At 38.0% G+C, this 18,999-nt stretch carries 15 protein-coding genes; 5 read left to right on the top strand and 10 right to left on the bottom strand.

The window, feature by feature from the left end; all coding sequences use genetic code 11:
• Positions 1-11: 11 nt before the first annotated feature.
• The gene (locus tag BMY14_RS06300) at positions 12-728 is read left to right on the top strand and encodes an SIMPL domain-containing protein (protein WP_091830208.1); all 717 of its coding nucleotides are present in this window, start codon (positions 12-14) and stop codon (positions 726-728) included.
• Positions 729-795: 67 nt separating this feature from the next.
• Here BMY14_RS06300 and BMY14_RS06295 read toward each other — a convergent pair whose 3' ends face one another.
• The gene (locus BMY14_RS06295; RefSeq protein ID WP_091830205.1) at positions 796-1,140 is read right to left on the bottom strand and encodes a hypothetical protein; all 345 of its coding nucleotides are present in this window, start codon (positions 1,138-1,140) and stop codon (positions 796-798) included.
• Between the two features lie 184 nt (positions 1,141-1,324).
• On the opposite strand from BMY14_RS06295, the gene BMY14_RS06290 reads away from it, so the two are divergent.
• Positions 1,325-2,443, top strand: a complete 1,119-nt coding sequence (locus tag BMY14_RS06290; RefSeq protein ID WP_091830203.1) for an acyltransferase — start codon at positions 1,325-1,327, stop codon at positions 2,441-2,443.
• A gap of 46 nt (positions 2,444-2,489) precedes the next feature.
• On the opposite strand, the gene BMY14_RS06285 is transcribed toward BMY14_RS06290, so the two are convergent.
• Positions 2,490-2,693 (bottom strand): hypothetical protein, encoded by a 204-nt coding sequence (locus tag BMY14_RS06285; RefSeq protein ID WP_019554349.1) that lies wholly within the window; start codon positions 2,691-2,693, stop codon positions 2,490-2,492.
• 201 nt (positions 2,694-2,894) lie between these two features.
• Positions 2,895-6,299, bottom strand: coding sequence for a DNA polymerase III subunit alpha (locus BMY14_RS06280; RefSeq protein WP_091830202.1), 3,405 nt, complete (start codon positions 6,297-6,299; stop codon positions 2,895-2,897).
• 215 nt (positions 6,300-6,514) lie between these two features.
• On the opposite strand from BMY14_RS06280, the gene BMY14_RS06275 reads away from it, so the two are divergent.
• From BMY14_RS06275 to BMY14_RS06265, 3 genes are read left to right on the top strand one after another with little or no spacing between them, the layout of a single operon-like run.
• A complete protein-coding gene (locus BMY14_RS06275; protein WP_091830200.1) occupies positions 6,515-7,387 on the top strand; it encodes an ABC transporter substrate-binding protein in 873 nt (290 codons plus the stop codon).
• A gap of 37 nt (positions 7,388-7,424) precedes the next feature.
• Positions 7,425-9,365 (top strand): peptidase U32 family protein, encoded by a 1,941-nt coding sequence (locus BMY14_RS06270; protein WP_091830198.1) that lies wholly within the window; start codon positions 7,425-7,427, stop codon positions 9,363-9,365.
• A gap of 44 nt (positions 9,366-9,409) precedes the next feature.
• Positions 9,410-10,699, top strand: a complete 1,290-nt coding sequence (locus BMY14_RS06265) for an aspartate aminotransferase family protein (RefSeq protein ID WP_091830196.1) — start codon at positions 9,410-9,412, stop codon at positions 10,697-10,699.
• A 58-nt stretch (positions 10,700-10,757) separates the two neighbouring features.
• Here the strand turns inward: BMY14_RS06265 and pepD are convergent, their stop codons facing one another.
• The 7 genes from pepD to trmL form a co-directional block, all read right to left on the bottom strand.
• Positions 10,758-12,209 (bottom strand): beta-Ala-His dipeptidase, encoded by a 1,452-nt coding sequence (pepD, locus tag BMY14_RS06260; RefSeq protein WP_091830194.1) that lies wholly within the window; start codon positions 12,207-12,209, stop codon positions 10,758-10,760.
• Between the two features lie 158 nt (positions 12,210-12,367).
• Positions 12,368-12,841, bottom strand: a complete 474-nt coding sequence (locus BMY14_RS06255; RefSeq protein WP_091830192.1) for a cell division protein SepF — start codon at positions 12,839-12,841, stop codon at positions 12,368-12,370.
• Between the two features lie 129 nt (positions 12,842-12,970).
• A complete protein-coding gene (typA, locus tag BMY14_RS06250; protein ID WP_091830190.1) occupies positions 12,971-14,785 on the bottom strand; it encodes a translational GTPase TypA in 1,815 nt (604 codons plus the stop codon).
• A 222-nt stretch (positions 14,786-15,007) separates the two neighbouring features.
• Positions 15,008-16,615 carry an MBL fold metallo-hydrolase RNA specificity domain-containing protein gene (locus tag BMY14_RS06245; RefSeq protein WP_091830188.1) on the bottom strand — a complete coding sequence of 536 codons (1,608 nt, stop codon included), beginning with the start codon at positions 16,613-16,615 and terminating at the stop codon, positions 15,008-15,010.
• A gap of 119 nt (positions 16,616-16,734) precedes the next feature.
• Complete coding sequence (locus tag BMY14_RS06240; RefSeq protein WP_091830186.1) at positions 16,735-17,316, bottom strand: DJ-1/PfpI family protein; 582 nt, start codon at positions 17,314-17,316, stop codon at positions 16,735-16,737.
• Between the two features lie 121 nt (positions 17,317-17,437).
• Positions 17,438-18,355 (bottom strand): UDP-N-acetylmuramate dehydrogenase, encoded by a 918-nt coding sequence (gene murB, locus BMY14_RS06235; protein WP_019554339.1) that lies wholly within the window; start codon positions 18,353-18,355, stop codon positions 17,438-17,440.
• Between the two features lie 24 nt (positions 18,356-18,379).
• The gene (gene trmL, locus BMY14_RS06230; protein WP_019554338.1) at positions 18,380-18,862 is read right to left on the bottom strand and encodes a tRNA (uridine(34)/cytosine(34)/5-carboxymethylaminomethyluridine(34)-2'-O)-methyltransferase TrmL; all 483 of its coding nucleotides are present in this window, start codon (positions 18,860-18,862) and stop codon (positions 18,380-18,382) included.
• Between the last annotated feature and the right edge of the window lie 137 nt (positions 18,863-18,999).

Raw genomic sequence — 18,999 nt, 5'->3', positions numbered from 1 at the left:
GGAGATTTATTATGAAAAAAATTACATTTTTAATGTTTATATGCACATTGTTATGGCTGCCACTTAGTACTGTTCAGGCAGAAAGCGTTGAAAACACCGCCATCCACACCATTTCCGTACAGGGAAATTCCTCTCTTACCGCAACTCCAGATCAAGCTGACATTTCGATTGGTATAACGACTACAGCAGCAACGGCAAATATTGCCGCACAAGAAAATGCTGTAATTGCCAATGATATTCAAACAAATTTAGCTGCACTCGGCATCGCCAAAGATAAAATTCATACAAAAAATTATACATTTTATCCCACTTATAACAATAATACTACGACCGATCATGCAAATGAGATTACAGGGTACGCAGCGGATAATACAGTATCCGTAACCCTCGACGATATTGCTATGCTCAGTGATGTAATCGACTCTAGTATCAAAAGTGGTGCTAACAAGGTCAATTCTATCAATTTCACGATGAAAAATCCAAAAGATATGCAGCAAAAAGCTCTGCAAGCCGCAATAAAAGATGCTCGTGAAAAAGCAGACAGTATTGCTAAAGCACTTGGCAAACATGTAACGAACGTGGTCAGTGTCAGTGAAAACAATTCTTATATAGAATCGCGTAATTTCGCCAGTTTCTCCCTACGAAAGAGTGATGGACTATCTACACCAATTGAACCAGATGAAATCCATATTAATTCTACTGTACAAGTTCAATTTATAATGGATTAATTACCTAAATCAAAAACAGTCCAATATCAAGTATACTTGATATTGGACTGTTTTTATTCGAAACTATTTAAAACCAATTTCGCCCACGGCGACGTCCACCCCAAAGTCCATCTTTGCCAAACAGAATCCAGGCGATGGCCAATAATATAATCAAATTGCCAAGGTCTCCTCGTAAAACCCCCACTTCAACTAAAATTGAAATCAACGTAATTCCACTCAGAAAAAGCATAATCCTTTTTAAATCTACATATCCATAACGACGTAAAAGCTGATAAATATACCATAAAACCCCGATATCTACCAAAACCCCGAGAACAACAGCAATTGGGCCTCCTACGGTCATCTGAAGAATCAGTTTAATTATGCCGCTTACAACAAAAATGGCCAGCAATCGTATAACCATTGGCTGCATATAAAATCCCCCTTTATGTTTTTCATATTTTATTCTACCATTTTACCAGCTTGTTTGGCTATAGCCGCTCTAATTTGTCGCAATAAATTTCAAAATCATCATTTATTCGGATCTGTGCATTTACTTATTCATAGTCAGCTTTTATAATAGAGTTTATATGTTATATAGAGGAGCTTATATATTTATGAAAAAAAATCGTATTTTAGCCATCGAATATATTCGTGGCATTTCTATGCTTGGTGTCATCGGTATACATACCGGTTCACAATATCTCAGCAATCCCACGAGTAATATTCATCTGATTGCTATATTTGAAATTCTGACACGTTTCAGTGTGCCAATTTTCTTTTTTATTTCAGCTTTTGGCTTATTTTATAATATCGATCTAACGGAAAAATTTAGTTATAAAAACTTTATGACAAAACGTTTCAAAACGGTCTTGATTCCTTATGTCGTATGGTCTTTTCTCTACATTGCCCATTATACATTTTTATATCATGATACGTCCTTGCTATCAATTCCAATTTTGATAAAGTTTTTATTTTTTGGTTTTGCATCATACCAATTATATTTTCTAGTAATTTTACTTTGGTTTTATGCACTTATGCCCGTGTGGATCTATATGATTCGACACATGAGTGCTGTTCGATTGCTGATGCTGCTTCTATTTCAGCTTGCCTTTGACTATTATTCCAGTTTTATTATGAATCCATATAGCATTGAAAACCCTGTTATCAAAGCTCTTTTTGAATATCGCTTAAATTACTGGGTACTGCATTACATATTTATTTTTCTCTTTGGTGGATATCTGGCGATCCATTACAATAAATTTGAAATTTATATGAGTCGACACTATAATTCGATTTGTTCTTTTTTTATTGCAAGTTTATCTTCTTTAGTCATTTATTATTACTATTTAATTTACGAACGATCTTATTCGTTGGAAGCTGCAATCAATACAGCCCATCAGCTATGCCCAGCCGGTATTTTTTATACGATTGGTGCCTCACTTTTCTTTTTCACCCTATTTTCCAATACAAAATTTCCAGTTTTTGTTCATTCCATACTATCGATTCTTGGCAAGCATTCCTATTTTGCCTACTTATTTCATCCATTTGCCATTACCTATTTAGCTATGTTTCTTACCTGGCAAGGAAAAATCATGACTGCTCCCGTTGCCATTTTGTTTTATTTTCTAGTTACGATACTTAGTATTGCCGCAGCCGCTTTATTTAGAAAAATCGGCACATTTTATCCAATAATTAATAGTCTATTAATTGGCATCTATCCTAAAAATAAATAAGCAATAAAAACGGTCTCCATTTCGGAGACCGTTTTTATTGCTTAAATCAATGATTCGCTGAACCTTGACAAACAATAGCCTGTGCTTCATCGACTTCTGATTCCAGAACTTGTATCTCAAACATACCTTCACCGGTTGTTGCGGCAATACCAACCGGACGAATATTGGTTAAAATTTCCTCATTACTCAACAAGGTTTTTAAATGATCTGCCTGCTTTCTGTTATTTGCAATATATATAGACGTCCACATGCACATTTCCTCCAAAAAACATTCTTTATCGACTTCATAAGAAAACATTCCAAGTCCTCACAAAGTATCCAGATAGCATTTTTAGATTTAGCATCCCTCCATTCAATAAAAGTTATATTTTTATATGTTTTTCTCCATAAAAAGATTCATTCCTGCCTGTATTACAGAATTTATCAAGCATTTTACATCATTTAGTTGAACTTATGTAAAATGCACAGCACCTTTCCCCAGCAGATTTTCGATTTTCCCTAGAAATTGCTCCGATGGTTTAACCCAAAATCCGGGTTCTGTTTTGATAACCTTGCGGCTGTCAATCAAATGTAAAAAAACAATATGATCGCCGTGGTATTCATGGAACACATTTTTCAATTCCTCAAAAACCTCAGCCTGTTCTTGATCCTTACGAAGTTTTATCCGTACTTCCGGCTGATAATCAGCAATTAAGCACAGGTTTTCCGCAATAATTTTCACACCATCATCCGTTACATTAACACGGCCACTGACTACGACAGGAAAATCTGGTACTAAAGTGTTTACATTCTGGTAAAAAACTTTTGGGAAAACAATGACTTCGATCGCATGCGTAAAATCTTCAACTTCCATAAAACACATTGTATCACCTTTTTTAGTGGTAATCCGTTTTGCCGATAAAATGATCCCTGCCAGTTTGATTACATTTCCCTCTTTGAACTTACCCGCTAAAAGATCTTGAATTGATACAAAGCTTTGCATTTTATCACGATACTGATCAAGCGGATGCCCTGTAATATAAAAACCTGTGATTTCTTTTTCCAACGTCAATATTTCATTTTTAGGCAATTCTTCAATATCTGGCAGAGCAAGATCATCGACCTCTTCCATTGCCTCCATACCAAATAAGCCCATTTGCCCGCTTGCCGCATCACGCTGCTTGGCTCCTGCCGCATCAACAGCTCGATCCAACACTGCCAAAAACTGTGATCTCTTCCCTCCCATTGAATCAAAGGCCCCGCATTTAATTAAACTTTCCATGACGCGTTTATTAACAGTCCTCATATCGACTCGCGCACAAAAATCAACCAATGATTTAAACAGTCCATCTTTTTCCCTGACTTTGATTAAATTGACCAGAGCTGCCTCTCCAACATTTTTTACAGCTGCCAGACCAAACCGAATCGCATTTCCATCAACAGTGAAGGAGGATTTGCTGGCATTAATATCAGGTGGCAGCACATCAATTCCCATATGGCGCGATTGTTCGATATATGTACCGATCTTATCGTTCGCCCCCATAACACTCGACAGCATCGCTGCCATAAATTCTTGTGGATAATTCGCTTTTAAATAAGCGGTCTGGTACGCCACCAACGCATATGCCGCACTATGTGATTTATTGAAACCGTAATCGGCAAAATGTGTCAGCAGGTCAAAAATCGTATTCGCTGTTTTTTCTTCCAGACCTTTTGTTTTTGCTCCTTTTAAGAAGTTTTCTTTTTGTGCCATCAAAATAGAATGTTTCTTTTTTCCCATAGCACGCCTTAAAAGATCGGCCTGTCCTAATGTAAAACCCGCCAAAGTTTGAACAATTTGCATAACCTGTTCCTGATATAAAACCACACCAAATGTTTCTTTCAAAATTGGTTCCAACAAAGGATGGATATAGGTTACTTCTTTTTTCCCGTGACGTCCATTGATAAAGTCCGTAACCATTCCACTGCCAAGTGGTCCCGGGCGGTATAAAGCAACTAATGGGATCAAGTCTGCAAAACCGGTCGGTTTCAAATCTTTCACCAACGTTGTCATCCCTGATGATTCCATTTGAAACACTCCGCCAGTCGCACCTGAACAAAGCATTTGTGATGTTTTTTCATCTTCAAGTGGAATGCTGTCCAGATCAAGATCAATTCCTCTATTTGCTTTTATATGATCCAGACAATCGCTGATAACCGTCAAAGTTCGAAGTCCTAAAAAGTCCATTTTAAGCAGACCAAGCTCTTCGACACGATCTTTATCATACTGTGTTACCAACGTACCATCTGAAACCTGTATTGGGACATATTCTGTCAGTGGATCACGAGCAATTACAATACCGGCAGCATGTGTTGAAGAGTGCCGTGCTAAGCCTTCTACATCACGAGCAAAGTCAATAAGACGTTTCACAGGCTCTTCTTCGGTATAAGCCGCCTTTAGTTCTGCATTCATCTTCAAGGCTTTATCAAGCGTAATTCCAAGCTCTGCCGGAATCATCTTCGCGATACGATCCACTTCACCATAAGACATATTAAGAGCACGCCCAACATCGCGAATTGCCCCTTTGGCAGCCATTGTACCAAACGTTATAATCTGTGCCACATGATCGGCCCCGTACTGGCGCTTTACATACTCAATGACTTCTTCCCGTCTAATATAACAAAAATCAATATCAATATCCGGCATTGTTACACGTTCTGGATTTAAAAAACGTTCAAACAGTAAATCATACTTAAGCGGATCAATATCGGTAATGGCCAAAAGATATGCCACAATACTGCCAGCAGCGGAACCACGGCCTGGGCCGACTGCTATTTTATGTTCACGCGCATATTTAATAAAATCCCAAACAATTAAAAAGTAACTGTCATATCCCATCCGCTTGATAATCGACAATTCATATTCCAATCGTTCGCGTATCTGTGTTGTTTCTTCCTTATAACGCTGTAAAATATGATCTTCACATAATTGGCGCAAATACCGTTCATCCGTCATCCCCTCCGGCAGTGGAAAATTTGGTAAATGCAAATGACCAAATTCAAAATCAACATTGCATCGTTCTGCTATTTTTACCGTATTTGATAAAGCACCTTCATAAGAATCAAAAAGCAGACCCATTTCTTCTGGTGATTTCAAATAAAATTCATCACTGAAAAATTTCATGCGCATTTCATCATCGACCGTTTTATTCATTTGAATACAAAGCAAAACATCATGAAAAGCACTATCACTTTTATTCGTATAATGTAAATCATTCGTCGCCACAAGACCAAGATTAAACTTTTTCGCAAGTTCAGCCAATCCAACATTCGCTTTTTTTTCTTCGGGAATCCCATGGTCTTGTATCTCAATAAAAAAATTATCTTTACCGAAAATATCAATATATTCTTGCACCAACGCATCCGCATGCTGCGGATTGTCTTTAATAAGCGCCTGTGGAATTTCACCGGCAATACAAGCACTCAGACAAATAATACCTTTACTGTATTTACGCAAAATTTCCTTATCAACACGTGGCTTATAATACATTCCCTCTGTATTCGCCAATGACACCAATTTAATCAGATTGCGATAACCTTCATTGTTCTCTGCCAATAAGATCAAATGAAAATAACGTGTCCCATCCACTTCAAATGCATCAAAACGCGATGCAGGGGCCAAATACACTTCACAGCCAATAATAGGCTTGATACCTTCTTTTTGGGCCGCTTTATAAAAATCAATAACACCATACATAGAGCCATGATCCGTAATGGCAATTGCCGGCATTCCCAATTCTTTTGTTCTTTTGACAAGTTCGCCGATACGACTTGCACCATCGAGCAAACTAAATTCCGTATGTACATGAAGGTGTACAAACTCTTTTTTATTTTCCATCACACAATTACCTCATACTTTCAAACGAAAACGACTCTTTCGATCTTGAATTTTTAGAAACGTATTTAGGCAAATTTCGACATTATTTTCCGAAATCCTTTATTATCAGATTCATAGCACACACTTTTTTCTATCTTTTCAAATAAAATTTGAAGGTATTATATATATTGATGTGGAAGATATATAAGTTAAATTTATCTAAAGAGGTGTATATTTTGTTTCATATTGGAATTTTACAATTAACACAAAATCTTGATGATGCCGTTCGTGGCTTCAAACAAGGACTGCAAAACTTAGGTATTCAGGCCAAGTTTACATATCTTAATGCCGATGGTAAGGTTGAAATGCTGCCCGGACTTGCACAAAAACTTGTCGATTCCAGCGTTGATTTAATTTTTGCTTGTTCTACACCATCTGCAAAAGCCGCGCAAATGATAACCGGTGAAATTCCGATACTCTTCACACCTGTATTTGACCCGGTAAGTGTAAAACTGGTTGATAGTATGCAAACACCTGGTGCTAATATCACCGGAATGAGCGGCATGGTACAATCACAAGACAAAATTGCGCTTATCCAGGAGCTATTACCTACAGCAAAAAAAATTGGTGTTTTATACCATACAGCAGATGGCAACACGCTCATCGAAACAAATAATTTTTGTGCGGCCGCTGCGAATCTATTAACCATTAAAAAAGTCGCCATACAAACAGCCGATGAAATTTCTTTATTAGAAGAAATTTTACCATCTGACATCGATGCTTTATTTTTACCAATTGGCCGTATTGTTGAAGAAAACTTCTCCAGTATTGCCTATTACGCAGATATGCTGGAAATTCCAATCATTGCTTCACATGCACCCAACGTAGTAATGGGTGCATTAGGTGCACTTGTTGCCAACCACACAGCACTTGGTCTCGAATGCGCTCACCAGGCCAAATCCATCCTCATTGACAAGAAGTCAATCCAAGATATCCCCGTTGGTATTACCAAAACACCAGAAATTTTATTGAATTCGTTCGTTGCTGATAATCTCGGAATTGCACTTACTGCCGAACTACAAAAAAAAGCGAAAGAAATTTATGCATAAATTGCATAGTTGATATAATTCAAGGAGTTGAACCATTTTGTTATTAACACGTAAATCCGTAGAACTTCTGGCCCCTGTTGGCAATTGGGAAGTCTTAGAAGCCGCAGTCAAAGCTGGCGCTGACGCAGTTTACCTGGGTGGTAAACATTTTAATATGCGTATGCATCGTACCGATACAAACTTTGACAATGAAATGCTAAAAAAAGCGATTGACTATGCACATCAACATGATGTCCATCTCTATATTACAATCAATAACCTGTTGAGTGATCAGGAAATTGAACCAATGCGTGAATATCTACAGTATTTAGAGACCATCCAGCCTGATGCTTTACTCGTACAAGACCTTGCGGTCCTTGAATTAGTAAGAGAACTCGGTATCACAATTCCACTTCACACCTCCGTTATGATGAATACGCACAATGAACACGCGATTAATAAACTCAAAGAATATGGTATTACCCGTATTGTTGTTGGACGTGAAATGACATTATCTGAACTAAGCCTCTTTAAAGAACGAACTGGAATTGAAGTTGAATACTTTATGCATGGCGATATGTGTATATCCGAAAGCGGCCAATGCATCCACTCTGGTGTCGTATTCGGTCAAAGCGGCAATCGCGGCCGCTGCTTAAAACCATGCCGCTGGGCTTATAAATTAATTGATGAAAATACGGGCGAGATACTGGATGCCGATTCACCGGGTCCATATAAACTCGCTTTAAATGATATGTGTATGTATCGAAACATTCCTGAATTGATTCAAGCCGGTGTATATTCTTTTAAAATTGAAGGTCGTATGCGCACAGCCGCTTTTGTCGAAGGCATTGTGAAAACATATCGTCAGGCAATTGATACTTATATTGCCGATCCATGTGGCTATACAACCGATGAAGCAGCCTGGAAAAATTTATATGAAAATCGATCGCGTGATTTTACAACAACATTTGCCCTTGGACAACCGACAGCAAAAGACATTGGTTTTTCTGGTCGAAGAGAACCCCGCTTTTTCAGCCAAGCTGTAAAAGAAGCCGGCCTCAGCGCACCAATCGTCGATAAAATAAACCTCGCTATCAAGCAACCTGAAAAGCAGCAATTAGCAGTTCGTGTCGCCGATTTGGCCGCCGTTAAAGCGGTTTGCCAAAATGGAGCCAACGTAATCTATATTGGCGGTGAAAGTTTTAAGCCAGTTAAAGTATGGACACTTGCCGAAATTAAAGAGGCCATTCATATTGCTGATTCTTACCAAGCCAAAATTGTTATAGATACCCCTCGGACAACGATGCGCCGGGAATGTGCGGAACTTGAACAATTTTTCACGGCGCTCAACGAGATAAAACCAGCCGGAATTATGGTAAGCAACCTCGGCTCCTTAAGCTTGGCAAAACGCCTTACAAATCTTCCCATACAAGCTGATTTTTCTTTCAATACTTTTAATCATCTAAGTGCAAAATTTCTTAAAGACAATGGTGCTGTTATGGCAGTCGCCTCTCTTGAAGCCTCCTATCCACAAGTTTGTGATATGCTCTCAGCATCTCAATTACCAGTTGAAGTAATCGTCCATGGAGCAACTGAATCCATGATCTGCGATCATAATTTACCCGCGATGTCACTTGGCTTTAATCCCTTAGAAAATCCTGAATTTTGTGATCGTCATTATGCTTTATTGGATACTGCCAAAGAAGTACATCCGATCCGCATTGATCAATATGGTCGCAACCATATATTATTTGCGAAAGATCTTTGCTTGCTGCCATATTTGGCAAAATTACAAGGTGTCACATCCTACCGTATTGAAGCACAACATTATACAGCAGAATTAGCTGGACTTTTAACAAAAACATATCGCGGCGAACTTGATAAAATAAAAACAAATTCGGCAGCTTATCAATATGATCCAGCAGTACTTGAAGCGATAAAAAAAATTAGCCCACGCGAACTCGGCAGCGGTGCCTATCGGTATCGTATTTCACGTTAAAAAACGCCGTTCTTTAGATTCATTAATAAAGGAGTTCCTATTATATGACACAATATATCGGACCTGAAGCCATTCTCGAAAAAAAGAAAAAATATATAATGCCTTGCCTTGCTCATTTTTACAAAGAACCAAAACAATTTGTGCGTGGTTCTATGCAATATCTGTATGATCACACTGGTAAGGAATATCTAGATTGTTTTGCTGGCATTTCCGTAATCAACTGTGGACATTGCAATCCCGAAATCACCAGTAAAATATGCGAGCAAGTGCAGTCACTTCAACATGTTTGTAATGTATATCTTACGGAAAACTTTGTAAATCTGGCCGAACAGCTTGCCGAAGTGACCCCGGGAAATCTACAAAAATCCTTTTTCTGCTCAACCGGAACAGAAGCCAATGAAGGTGCTGCCCTGCTTGCTTCAATTTATACAAAAAACAGTGAATTCATCGCTTTACGCAACGGTTTACACGGCAGAACGAAACTCACGATGAGTATGACCGGCATCAGCATGTGGCGCACAGATCCAAATCCAGTCGGAGGTATTCATTTCGCCCCGAATGCCTATTGTTATCGCTGCCCTCTCGATAAAAAATATCCAGACTGTGATCTCGCCTGTGCCAACGCGATCGAAGATGTAATAAAATATGCGACATCCGGCAATGTTGCCGCCTATATTGCTGAACCGATTCAAGGCAACGCCGGCATCGTGACACCACCAAAAGGGTATTTTAAACGGGTAAAAGAAATACTTGATCAATATAATATCTTAATGATTACGGATGAAGTACAGACTGGCTTTGGCAGAACCGGCAAAATGTTCGCCATTGAAAATTATGGTGTCGTCCCAGATATCATGACGATGGCAAAAGCACTAGGCAATGGAACACCAATCAGTGCCTTTATCGCTTCAGCTAAAATTGCGGATACATATACAAAACCGGGAGCTTCCACACTAGGCGGCAATCCTGTTTCATCAACCGCTGCACTGGCTACAATTGAATATATAAAAACCCATAATTTATGCAGCAAAGCCTTAGCTCGCGGCGCACAACTACGAAGTGGGTTAGAACTTTTACAAAAGAAATATCCTTTGATAGGTGATATTCGTGGTATTGGTTTAATGCTAGGTGCCGAACTTGTTCACCCTGATAAATCACCAGCTTCTATTGAACTTGATTTCATCCTGGAAGAAATGAAAGATCGTGGTTTTATTATTGGGAAAAATGGTATTGAACGTAATGTCCTTGCTTTTCAGCCGCCACTGATTATTACTGAAGAAAATATCAATACGATGTTAAACAACCTTGAAGATGTCTTTGCGAAAATAAAATAATAAAAAAGGAATCCCCGGCATATCTTGTTTTAAAGACATGCCGGGGATTCCTTTTTTATTATACGTTTTTAAGACGCGTTAACGTTTCCATAATCAATTTAACCTGCGGTGCTACCGTAGCTAATTCGATTTTTTCTTCCGGACTATGAATCCCAATAGCAGTAACACCGATTGAAACCATATCCAGATCAGGATTTTTTTGGAAGAACCAGCCACATTCCAACCCAGCATGGATTATTTCAACTTTCATCGGTTGTTTATTTTGCTCTTCAAAAACCGAAGTCATTAGCGGCACCAATTTGCTTTCTGACTTTTCAGCCCAGCCTGGTGATTGTGAGCCAAATGTAAGATGAAATCCAGTCAATTCTGAAATCACTTGAGCCAATTGTTTAAATTCGCTGACCTTGCTGTCAATTGCACTGCGCGGAAAAAATTGTACATTAATTGCATTTTGTTTTGTTTCCACAATCCCCAGATTAGCTGAAGCTTCAACAAGGTTTGGAATTGATTGCGACATCGAATATACACCCGTATGAAGCACACATAGTAAACGAATCAGATTGTCTTGGTCTTCTTTTGATAAGACATCTTTCGGTTGATCAATTATTGTAAGATCAATCTTCAACGTCTTTTCCACATTGCCGTAAATGTGCTGAAAATCAATTTTAAAATCCTGTAAAAGCTGCTCCATTTTCTTAGTATTATCTGGCTTAATTAGAATCACAGCGCTGGCTTTGGCAGGAATCGCATTACGCGCCATACCACCAGTAAAGTCAGCTAGCTCAAAATCAATTCCCATACCCTGCATTTTCTGCAAAGTCAACGCTAACGTTTGAATTGCATTTGCTCGTCCACAATTAATTGCTTCACCCGAATGTCCACCCAGCAAACCTTTTACCGTTATCTGATAGGCGGCTTTGTAGAGCGGGTCCCGCCATACCGGTCGGCGCAAAAAATCTATATTTACACTGCCAGCACTGCTGACGGTAACAACATCATAATTTTCCGAATCACAATTAATTAGATATTTAGCAGCAAGATATTTGGGATCAAGTGCAATAGAACCGCTCATCCCCTGCTCTTCATCCACAGTAATAATAGCTCGAAGCGGACCATGTGCAAACTCTGCTTTTAAGATATATAAGATTTCAGCAACACCAATACCGTCATCTGCTCCAAGGCTCGTACCTTCAGCATATAAATATTGAGCATTTCGTCTTACTTGAATAGAATCTTTTAAAGGATCAAAATTCACGCCTTCAGCAGCAACACAAACCATATCCATATGCCCTTGTAATATCGTGACTGGCATATTTTCAAAACCTGCGGTTGCAGGTTTTTCAGCAATAATATTAAATTTTTTATCCTGTTCTACCTTCAGACCCATTGCCTTGATAACGTCAAATAAATATTGACTGATTTTTTCTTCATGCCCTGACTTACGAGGAATTTTAGCAATTTCTTGAAACTCAGCCAAGACCGCTTCCAATATATCCTGATCTTTTTGCATATTAATCCTCCATTACTATTTTTTGCTCGCCAATATTATTTTACCACTTTTTAGTAAAAAGTATATAAATACAATATAAATTGTCTTGAATAAATTAAAATATGGCAGTTACGTATAACACACATAACCACCATTTTACCTAAATTTAAAATAGAATATTATTTAGCAAAACCGCGTACAGTTTTTGCACAAACTTCTTGAGCAATATCTACATTTTCCGGAACATATAAGACCATTTCTGCAGAAATACGTTTCACTGCACCATTTAAAACATAACATACACCATTAACAAAATCACAAAGTCGTCTTTGTTCATCACCATCGACTTTTTCATAATTTACAATAACAGCTTCATCTTTTTTCAAAGCATCCGCAATGACATTTGCCTTATCAAAAGACTCAGGAACATATACCAAAATATTGAGTTCTGGAACTTTATTGGTATGCACTGTCAATTGTGGACGGGTAAACGAACTTTTGTACTCATCATTTCCATATAGGTCATTACCATTCACAACTTTTTTTTCACGAAGGGTGTTTTGTACTGCAGCTGTTTCTGCGGCTTCTTCCACTTCTTCAATTTCTTCAATCGGCATCAAGATATTTGCTAATTTATTAACAAAACCAGACATAAGTTTTCGCCTCCAGTTTTTAAATTTATTCAAAATATGATATCTTGCTTACAATTCGACACAAATAAATAAAATCCTGCAAGAAATCAATAAATGATTAAAATTTGCAGGATTTTATTTTTCAAAGAATTATTTTACACTTTTACGATCGCGACCGCGCTGTGCTTTATTTAAAACAGTTTTACGCAAACGAACTGCTTCTGGTGTTACTTCTACTAATTCATCTTTATTAATATATTCCAAAGCCTGTTCCAAGCTTAAAAGACGAGGCGGTACTAAACGAATCGCTTCATCCGAAGAGCTTGTACGCATGTTCGAAACATTCTTTTTCTTACATGGATTTACATCCATATCAACATCACGTGTATTTTCACCAATAATCATGCCTTCATATACCGGCTGATTCGGGGAAATAAACATAACACCACGATCTTGCAATGTAAATATACCATAACTTGTTGTTTCACCATTTTCAAAAGCAACAAGTGATCCACGAGCACGACCTGGGATTTCACCTTTGAAAGGAACATAACCATGGAATACATGGTTCATGATACCATTTCCCTTAGTATTCGTTAAGAATTCTGAACGGAACCCAATAAGACCACGGGCTGGAATAACAAATTCCATACGGAGATATCCAGCTACTTCAGACATATTAGCCAATTCAGCTTTTCTTGTTCCTAGTGATTCCATAACCGTCCCCATGAACTGCTGAGGAACTTCAATCGTAAGATTTTCCAATGGTTCACAAAGCTGTCCGTTGATTTGACGATATACAACTTCTGGTTTACCAACTTGTAATTCAAAGCCTTCACGACGCATTGTTTCAATCAAAATAGATAAATGCAATTCGCCACGTCCAGAAACTTTAAATGTATCCGCACTGTCTGTTTCTTCAACACGTAAGCTTACATTGGTTTCTACTTCTTTAAAGAGACGATCACGTACATGACGAGATGTTACAAACTGACCTTCTTTACCAGCAAATGGACTTGTATTTACGGCAAATGTCATCGAAAGAGTTGGTTCATCGATATTGATTGTTGGTAATGCTTCCGGGTTTTCAGCATCAGCAATTGTATGACCAATGCTGATATCACCTAAACCAGTAACAGCAACAATATCACCAAGACCAGCATCTTTTACTTCAACACGATTCAAGCCCTGATATACGAATAATTTACCAATCTTTGCTTTTGTTTCCACATCGCCATTAATTATGATGACATTCTGGTTCGCAAACGCTTTACCACGAATAATACGGCCAATCGCAACACGACCAACATATTCGTCCGCATCAAGTGTTGTAACCATAATCTGTAAAGGACCATCCAATTCGCCCTTTGGTGCTGGAATTTCTTTAACAAGTAAATCCATTAACGGACTAAGATTATCGCTTTCATCTTCCATGTTCATTTTTGCAATACCAGCACGGGCTGCTGCATAAACAACTGGGAAATCAAGCTGGTCATCATCAGCACCAAGTTCCATAAATAATTCAAGAACTTCATCGTATACATCTTCAACACGTTGATCTGGACGATCAATTTTATTGATGACAACAATTGGTTTCAAACCTTGTTCCAATGCTTTACGAAGTACATACTTTGTCTGCGGCATTGGACCTTCAAACGCATCAACTAAAAGTAAAACACCATCAACCATATTTAGTACACGTTCTACTTCTCCGCCAAAATCAGCATGCCCTGGGGTATCAACAATATTAATTTTAATATCTTTATACATAACTGCTGTGTTTTTGGACAAAATTGTGATTCCACGTTCACGTTCTAAATCATTCGAGTCCATGACACGATCGGTAACCTGTTCATTTGCACGAAAAATATGGCTCTGTCTTAGCATTGCATCCACCAGTGTCGTCTTACCATGATCGACATGGGCTATGATTGCTACGTTTCTTAAATCTGCTCTAATACTCATTATATATTTCTGGCCTCCTAATAAAAATCAAAAAGAAAAAAGAATGCTGTCTTTCATGCATTCTTTTTGTGTTTGCATACATTTAATCTTATTATACAAACGACCTGCTGTCAATTCTTTTTACAACAAATTCAGAAAAAACCTTTTTTTCAGAAAAACATAAGAGAAAGTTTAACTTCACAAACTAAACTTTCTCTTTGCTTTACAGCTTACTAAAATGCCTTAATTAATATCATTAAAGAGCTTTTTGAAATAATTCCAGCCTTTGTTTATGTTTTTTGTAATACCTTGGAGTTTTTCTGGTTCTTTAAATACAGTACGCAATAGTTTTTGCCTCAATTGACGATAATCCGCATCAATCAAAGTTAAGAATTCTTCCAGATCTTTTACTGCTACTTCCTCAATAATCTTCGTTGCCTCAATCTCATAGTCGCGTCCATTGATAATTGCTGTATCGCCATAATGTGGTATATAACTATTTTCATCAAACCGTTCTTGGATTGCTTCTTTCAAGGCCCCCGCTGCCAGCGATTCACCATGTACGATAAAAATATTAACCGGCTTCGGTTCCGTGAAATTTGCCAGCCAATCCAAAATCTGGTTGCGATCTGCATGAGCAGAAAAACCTTCCATGTTATAGATCTTAGCCTTTACGGTGACTTCTTCTCCCATAATTTTAACACGACGAATTCCATCTAACAGTCTGCGTCCCATACTGCCCTCTGCTTGATAGCCCACAAATAAGACATTTGACTCGTCCCGCCATAAATTATGTTTTAGATGATGCAGTACCCGTCCCGCATCCGCCATGCCGCTGGCGGAGATAATAATAGCAGAGCCCTCTTGGCTGTTGATTGCTTTTGATTCTTCAGCACTTTCACAAATTCGTAGCTGCGGCATTTGCGGAATTTTTCCATTTTCTTTTAATAATTCTACCATTTCTTCGTCAAAATCCTGGGTGTTATGAGCAAAAATCCGCGTTGCAGCAGCTGCTAATGGACTATCAACAATCACTGGAATATCCTTGATTTTATGATCTTTCCATAGTTTATACAAATAATATAACATGGTCTGCGTGCGGCCCACAGCAAAAGATGGAATAATTACATTCCCCCCCCTGGCAATGGTATCATTAATTATTTCTGCTAATGCCTGTTCTTTGTCATAAACCTGATGGACTCTATCACCATACGTCGACTCCATAACCAGGTAATCAGTTCCCTTAATAATGGTTGGATTTTTTATAATTGGCTGATTGGGCTGCCCCAAATCACCGGAAAATAAAATTTTAGTTGTTTTATTATTTTCTGTTACATAAATTTCAATAAACGATGAGCCAATAATGTGACCTGCATCCTTATAAACGACCTTGATATCTGCTGAAATTTGCAAACATTCTCCATAATTCACAGCAGAAAAATACTTTAAAGAGGCCAGAGCATCATTGACGGTATAAATCGGTTCTACGAGAGACCTCCCCGCCCGTTTTCCTTTGCGATTCATGATTTCTACATCAAATTCCTGAATATGAGCACTATCAGGAAGCATAATCTGCGCTAACTCACAACTTACTTTCGTTGCATAAATTGGTCCTTTAAAACCTTTTTTACATAATTTAGGGATCAGCCCACAATGATCTACATGTGCATGGGTCAATAATACACAATCAATCTCAGATGGTGTAAAATGAAAATTCTGATAATTAAGGGCACGAATTGTTTTCGAACCTTGAAATAAACCACAATCAATCAAGAGTTTTTTGCCAGCTGCCTCTAACAAAAAACAAGATCCTGTCACGGTACGAGCGGCGCCTAAAAATTGTAATCTCATAAAAACCCCATCCCCTCAACATGTATTTCGTATAATTTATTATAACATATTTATCAAATAATTTCCATGTATTGTCATACGAACCCGACAACACATGGGAAATTTTATGACAGATAACTCTATAGTTTATCCACATCCACCTCATACTCCATAAAGCTCGCCACTTCTTTTGCCAGTTGCTCATCAAACAATATTTTTAACAAATAAAAGCCCAGTTCCAACCCTGAAGTAACTCCCGCTGCGGTGATAATCCGACCAGCATCAACTACTTTTTTCGTTTCTACGCTAATTTCAGGATAAACATCTAATTCTTTTAAAGCATGATGAAACGTTGTGGCCTTTTTCCCATTTAACAAACCTGCCTCTGCCAAAATAAAAGCACCTGTACAGACTGAAGTGATATATTTCGCACATTTTTCCTGCCGAAGAATAAATTCCCGCATAAGAGGATTATACATTTCTGTTATTCGCCCTTTTCCGCCAGGAACAACCAATACGTCTAAATCAGGAACCGATGAAAAATCATACGCCGGCAAAATCATCATACCATTAAAAGCTTTTATAACATCTTTTGTCTGCGCAACAAGATATACTTCCGTACTATTTTCTTGTAATTTATTCACATCACTGAGCACTTCCAATGGACCAACAAAATCCATTTCAGCAACATTTTGATAAATAAGAATACCTATTTTCAACATATGTTCAAATCCCTTCTCCTTTAGCATCACAAATTTGTATACCAAATAACCTATATAAATTTTTCAACTTATATAGGTTACCTTAATGATTTTATTGCAGATTCAATCCTCTTTTTGCACTTTATTGTTCACCAATCATACGAACTTCAGGATATAATTTTACGCCATGTTTTTCAAAAACACGATCTTGTACTTCTTTAATCAAGTCCAAAACATCTTTGGCGGTTGCCCCCCCCGCATTCACGACAAAGCCCGCATGTTTCAATGAAATCTGGGCTCCACCGACTTTAAACCCTTTAAGACCGCTCTGCTCAATCAAGGTTCCCGCAAAATATCCCTGTGGTCGCTTAAATGTGCTGCCAGCACTTGGCATTTCAAGTGGCTGCTTGCTTTCGCGGCGTTTCGTCAACTCCCCCATCTTATCATTGATTTCATTTAGCCGCCCTTCAGCCAGAGCAAACTCTACCTCACAAATCATTTGCTGATTATCCTGAAAAATACTATGCCGATAGCCAAATTGCAATTCAGCTTTCGAATAATGGATCATATCACCAGCCAAACTCACAGCTGTAATAGCATGTACAATACTTTTGATTTCACCATCATAAGCACCGGCATTCATAAATACTGCGCCACCAATGCTTCCAGGAATTCCTACTGCAAATTCCATACCAGTTAAGCCATGTTCTGCCGCGTAAAAAGAAACATCTTTCAATAACGCACCCGCACCGGCAAAAATATGATTTTTTCCCTGCCTGATATAAGAAAGATTCGAATTGAACTTCACGACTACACCACGGACACCCTTATCAAGGACCAAAACATTAGATCCGTTTCCAATCACAGTAACAGGCATTTCAAAGGTTCGGATAAGTTTGAACACCATCATAACTTCTTCTAAGGATGATGGAAAAATAAGACAATCTGCCGGGCCGCCAATTTTAAAGGTCGTATGATTTTTCATCGGTTCATCAAGCATAACTTGTGGCTCCGATAATATCTTTTTTAGCTCTGCTATAAATGCATTCTTATTTTGCAAAATAAAGTCATTCCTTATCTAAAATTAGTCTAAATGATCGAAACCCATTTGTTTTAAATGATCAAAATTCTGCTGACGCAGCGCTTCATAGGCCACAATCGCCACAGAATTTGATAAATTGAGCGACCGTGCATCTTTAACCATCGGAATTCGAATACACTGTTCCCAGTTTTCTTTTAATATTGTTTCCGGAATCCCCGCTGTTTCCTTACCAAAAACCAGCATATCTTTTGGGCCAAATTTCGCTTCGGTATAGGAATGCGGTGCTTTTGTTGTATTATAATAAAATGTATGATCTTTATACAAATCAAGAACTTCCGCAAAATTCTCATGATAATGAATCGTGACTAAATTCCAATAATCCAACCCGGCTCTTTTCAAATATTTATCATCCGTTGAAAAGCCAAGTGGTTTTACTAAATGCAACTCAAGATTCGTTGCTGCACAAAGGCGAGCAATATTTCCTGTATTTCCAGGAATTTCTGGTTCAATTAAAACAATATGCACTTACAAGACACCTCTAAATTTTTATTTATCAAACAAAGTTTATATTCATATATAATAACTTATATATTATAACCTAATTGTCAATTGAAAAACAATAAAAAACTGCCACGAAATAGATTTTGCATTTCGTGGCAGTT

The organism is Propionispira arboris (assembly GCF_900109225.1).
Lineage (GTDB): Bacteria > Bacillota > Negativicutes > Selenomonadales > Selenomonadaceae > Propionispira > Propionispira arboris.
This window is presented reverse-complemented; position numbering and strand designations above follow the sequence as displayed.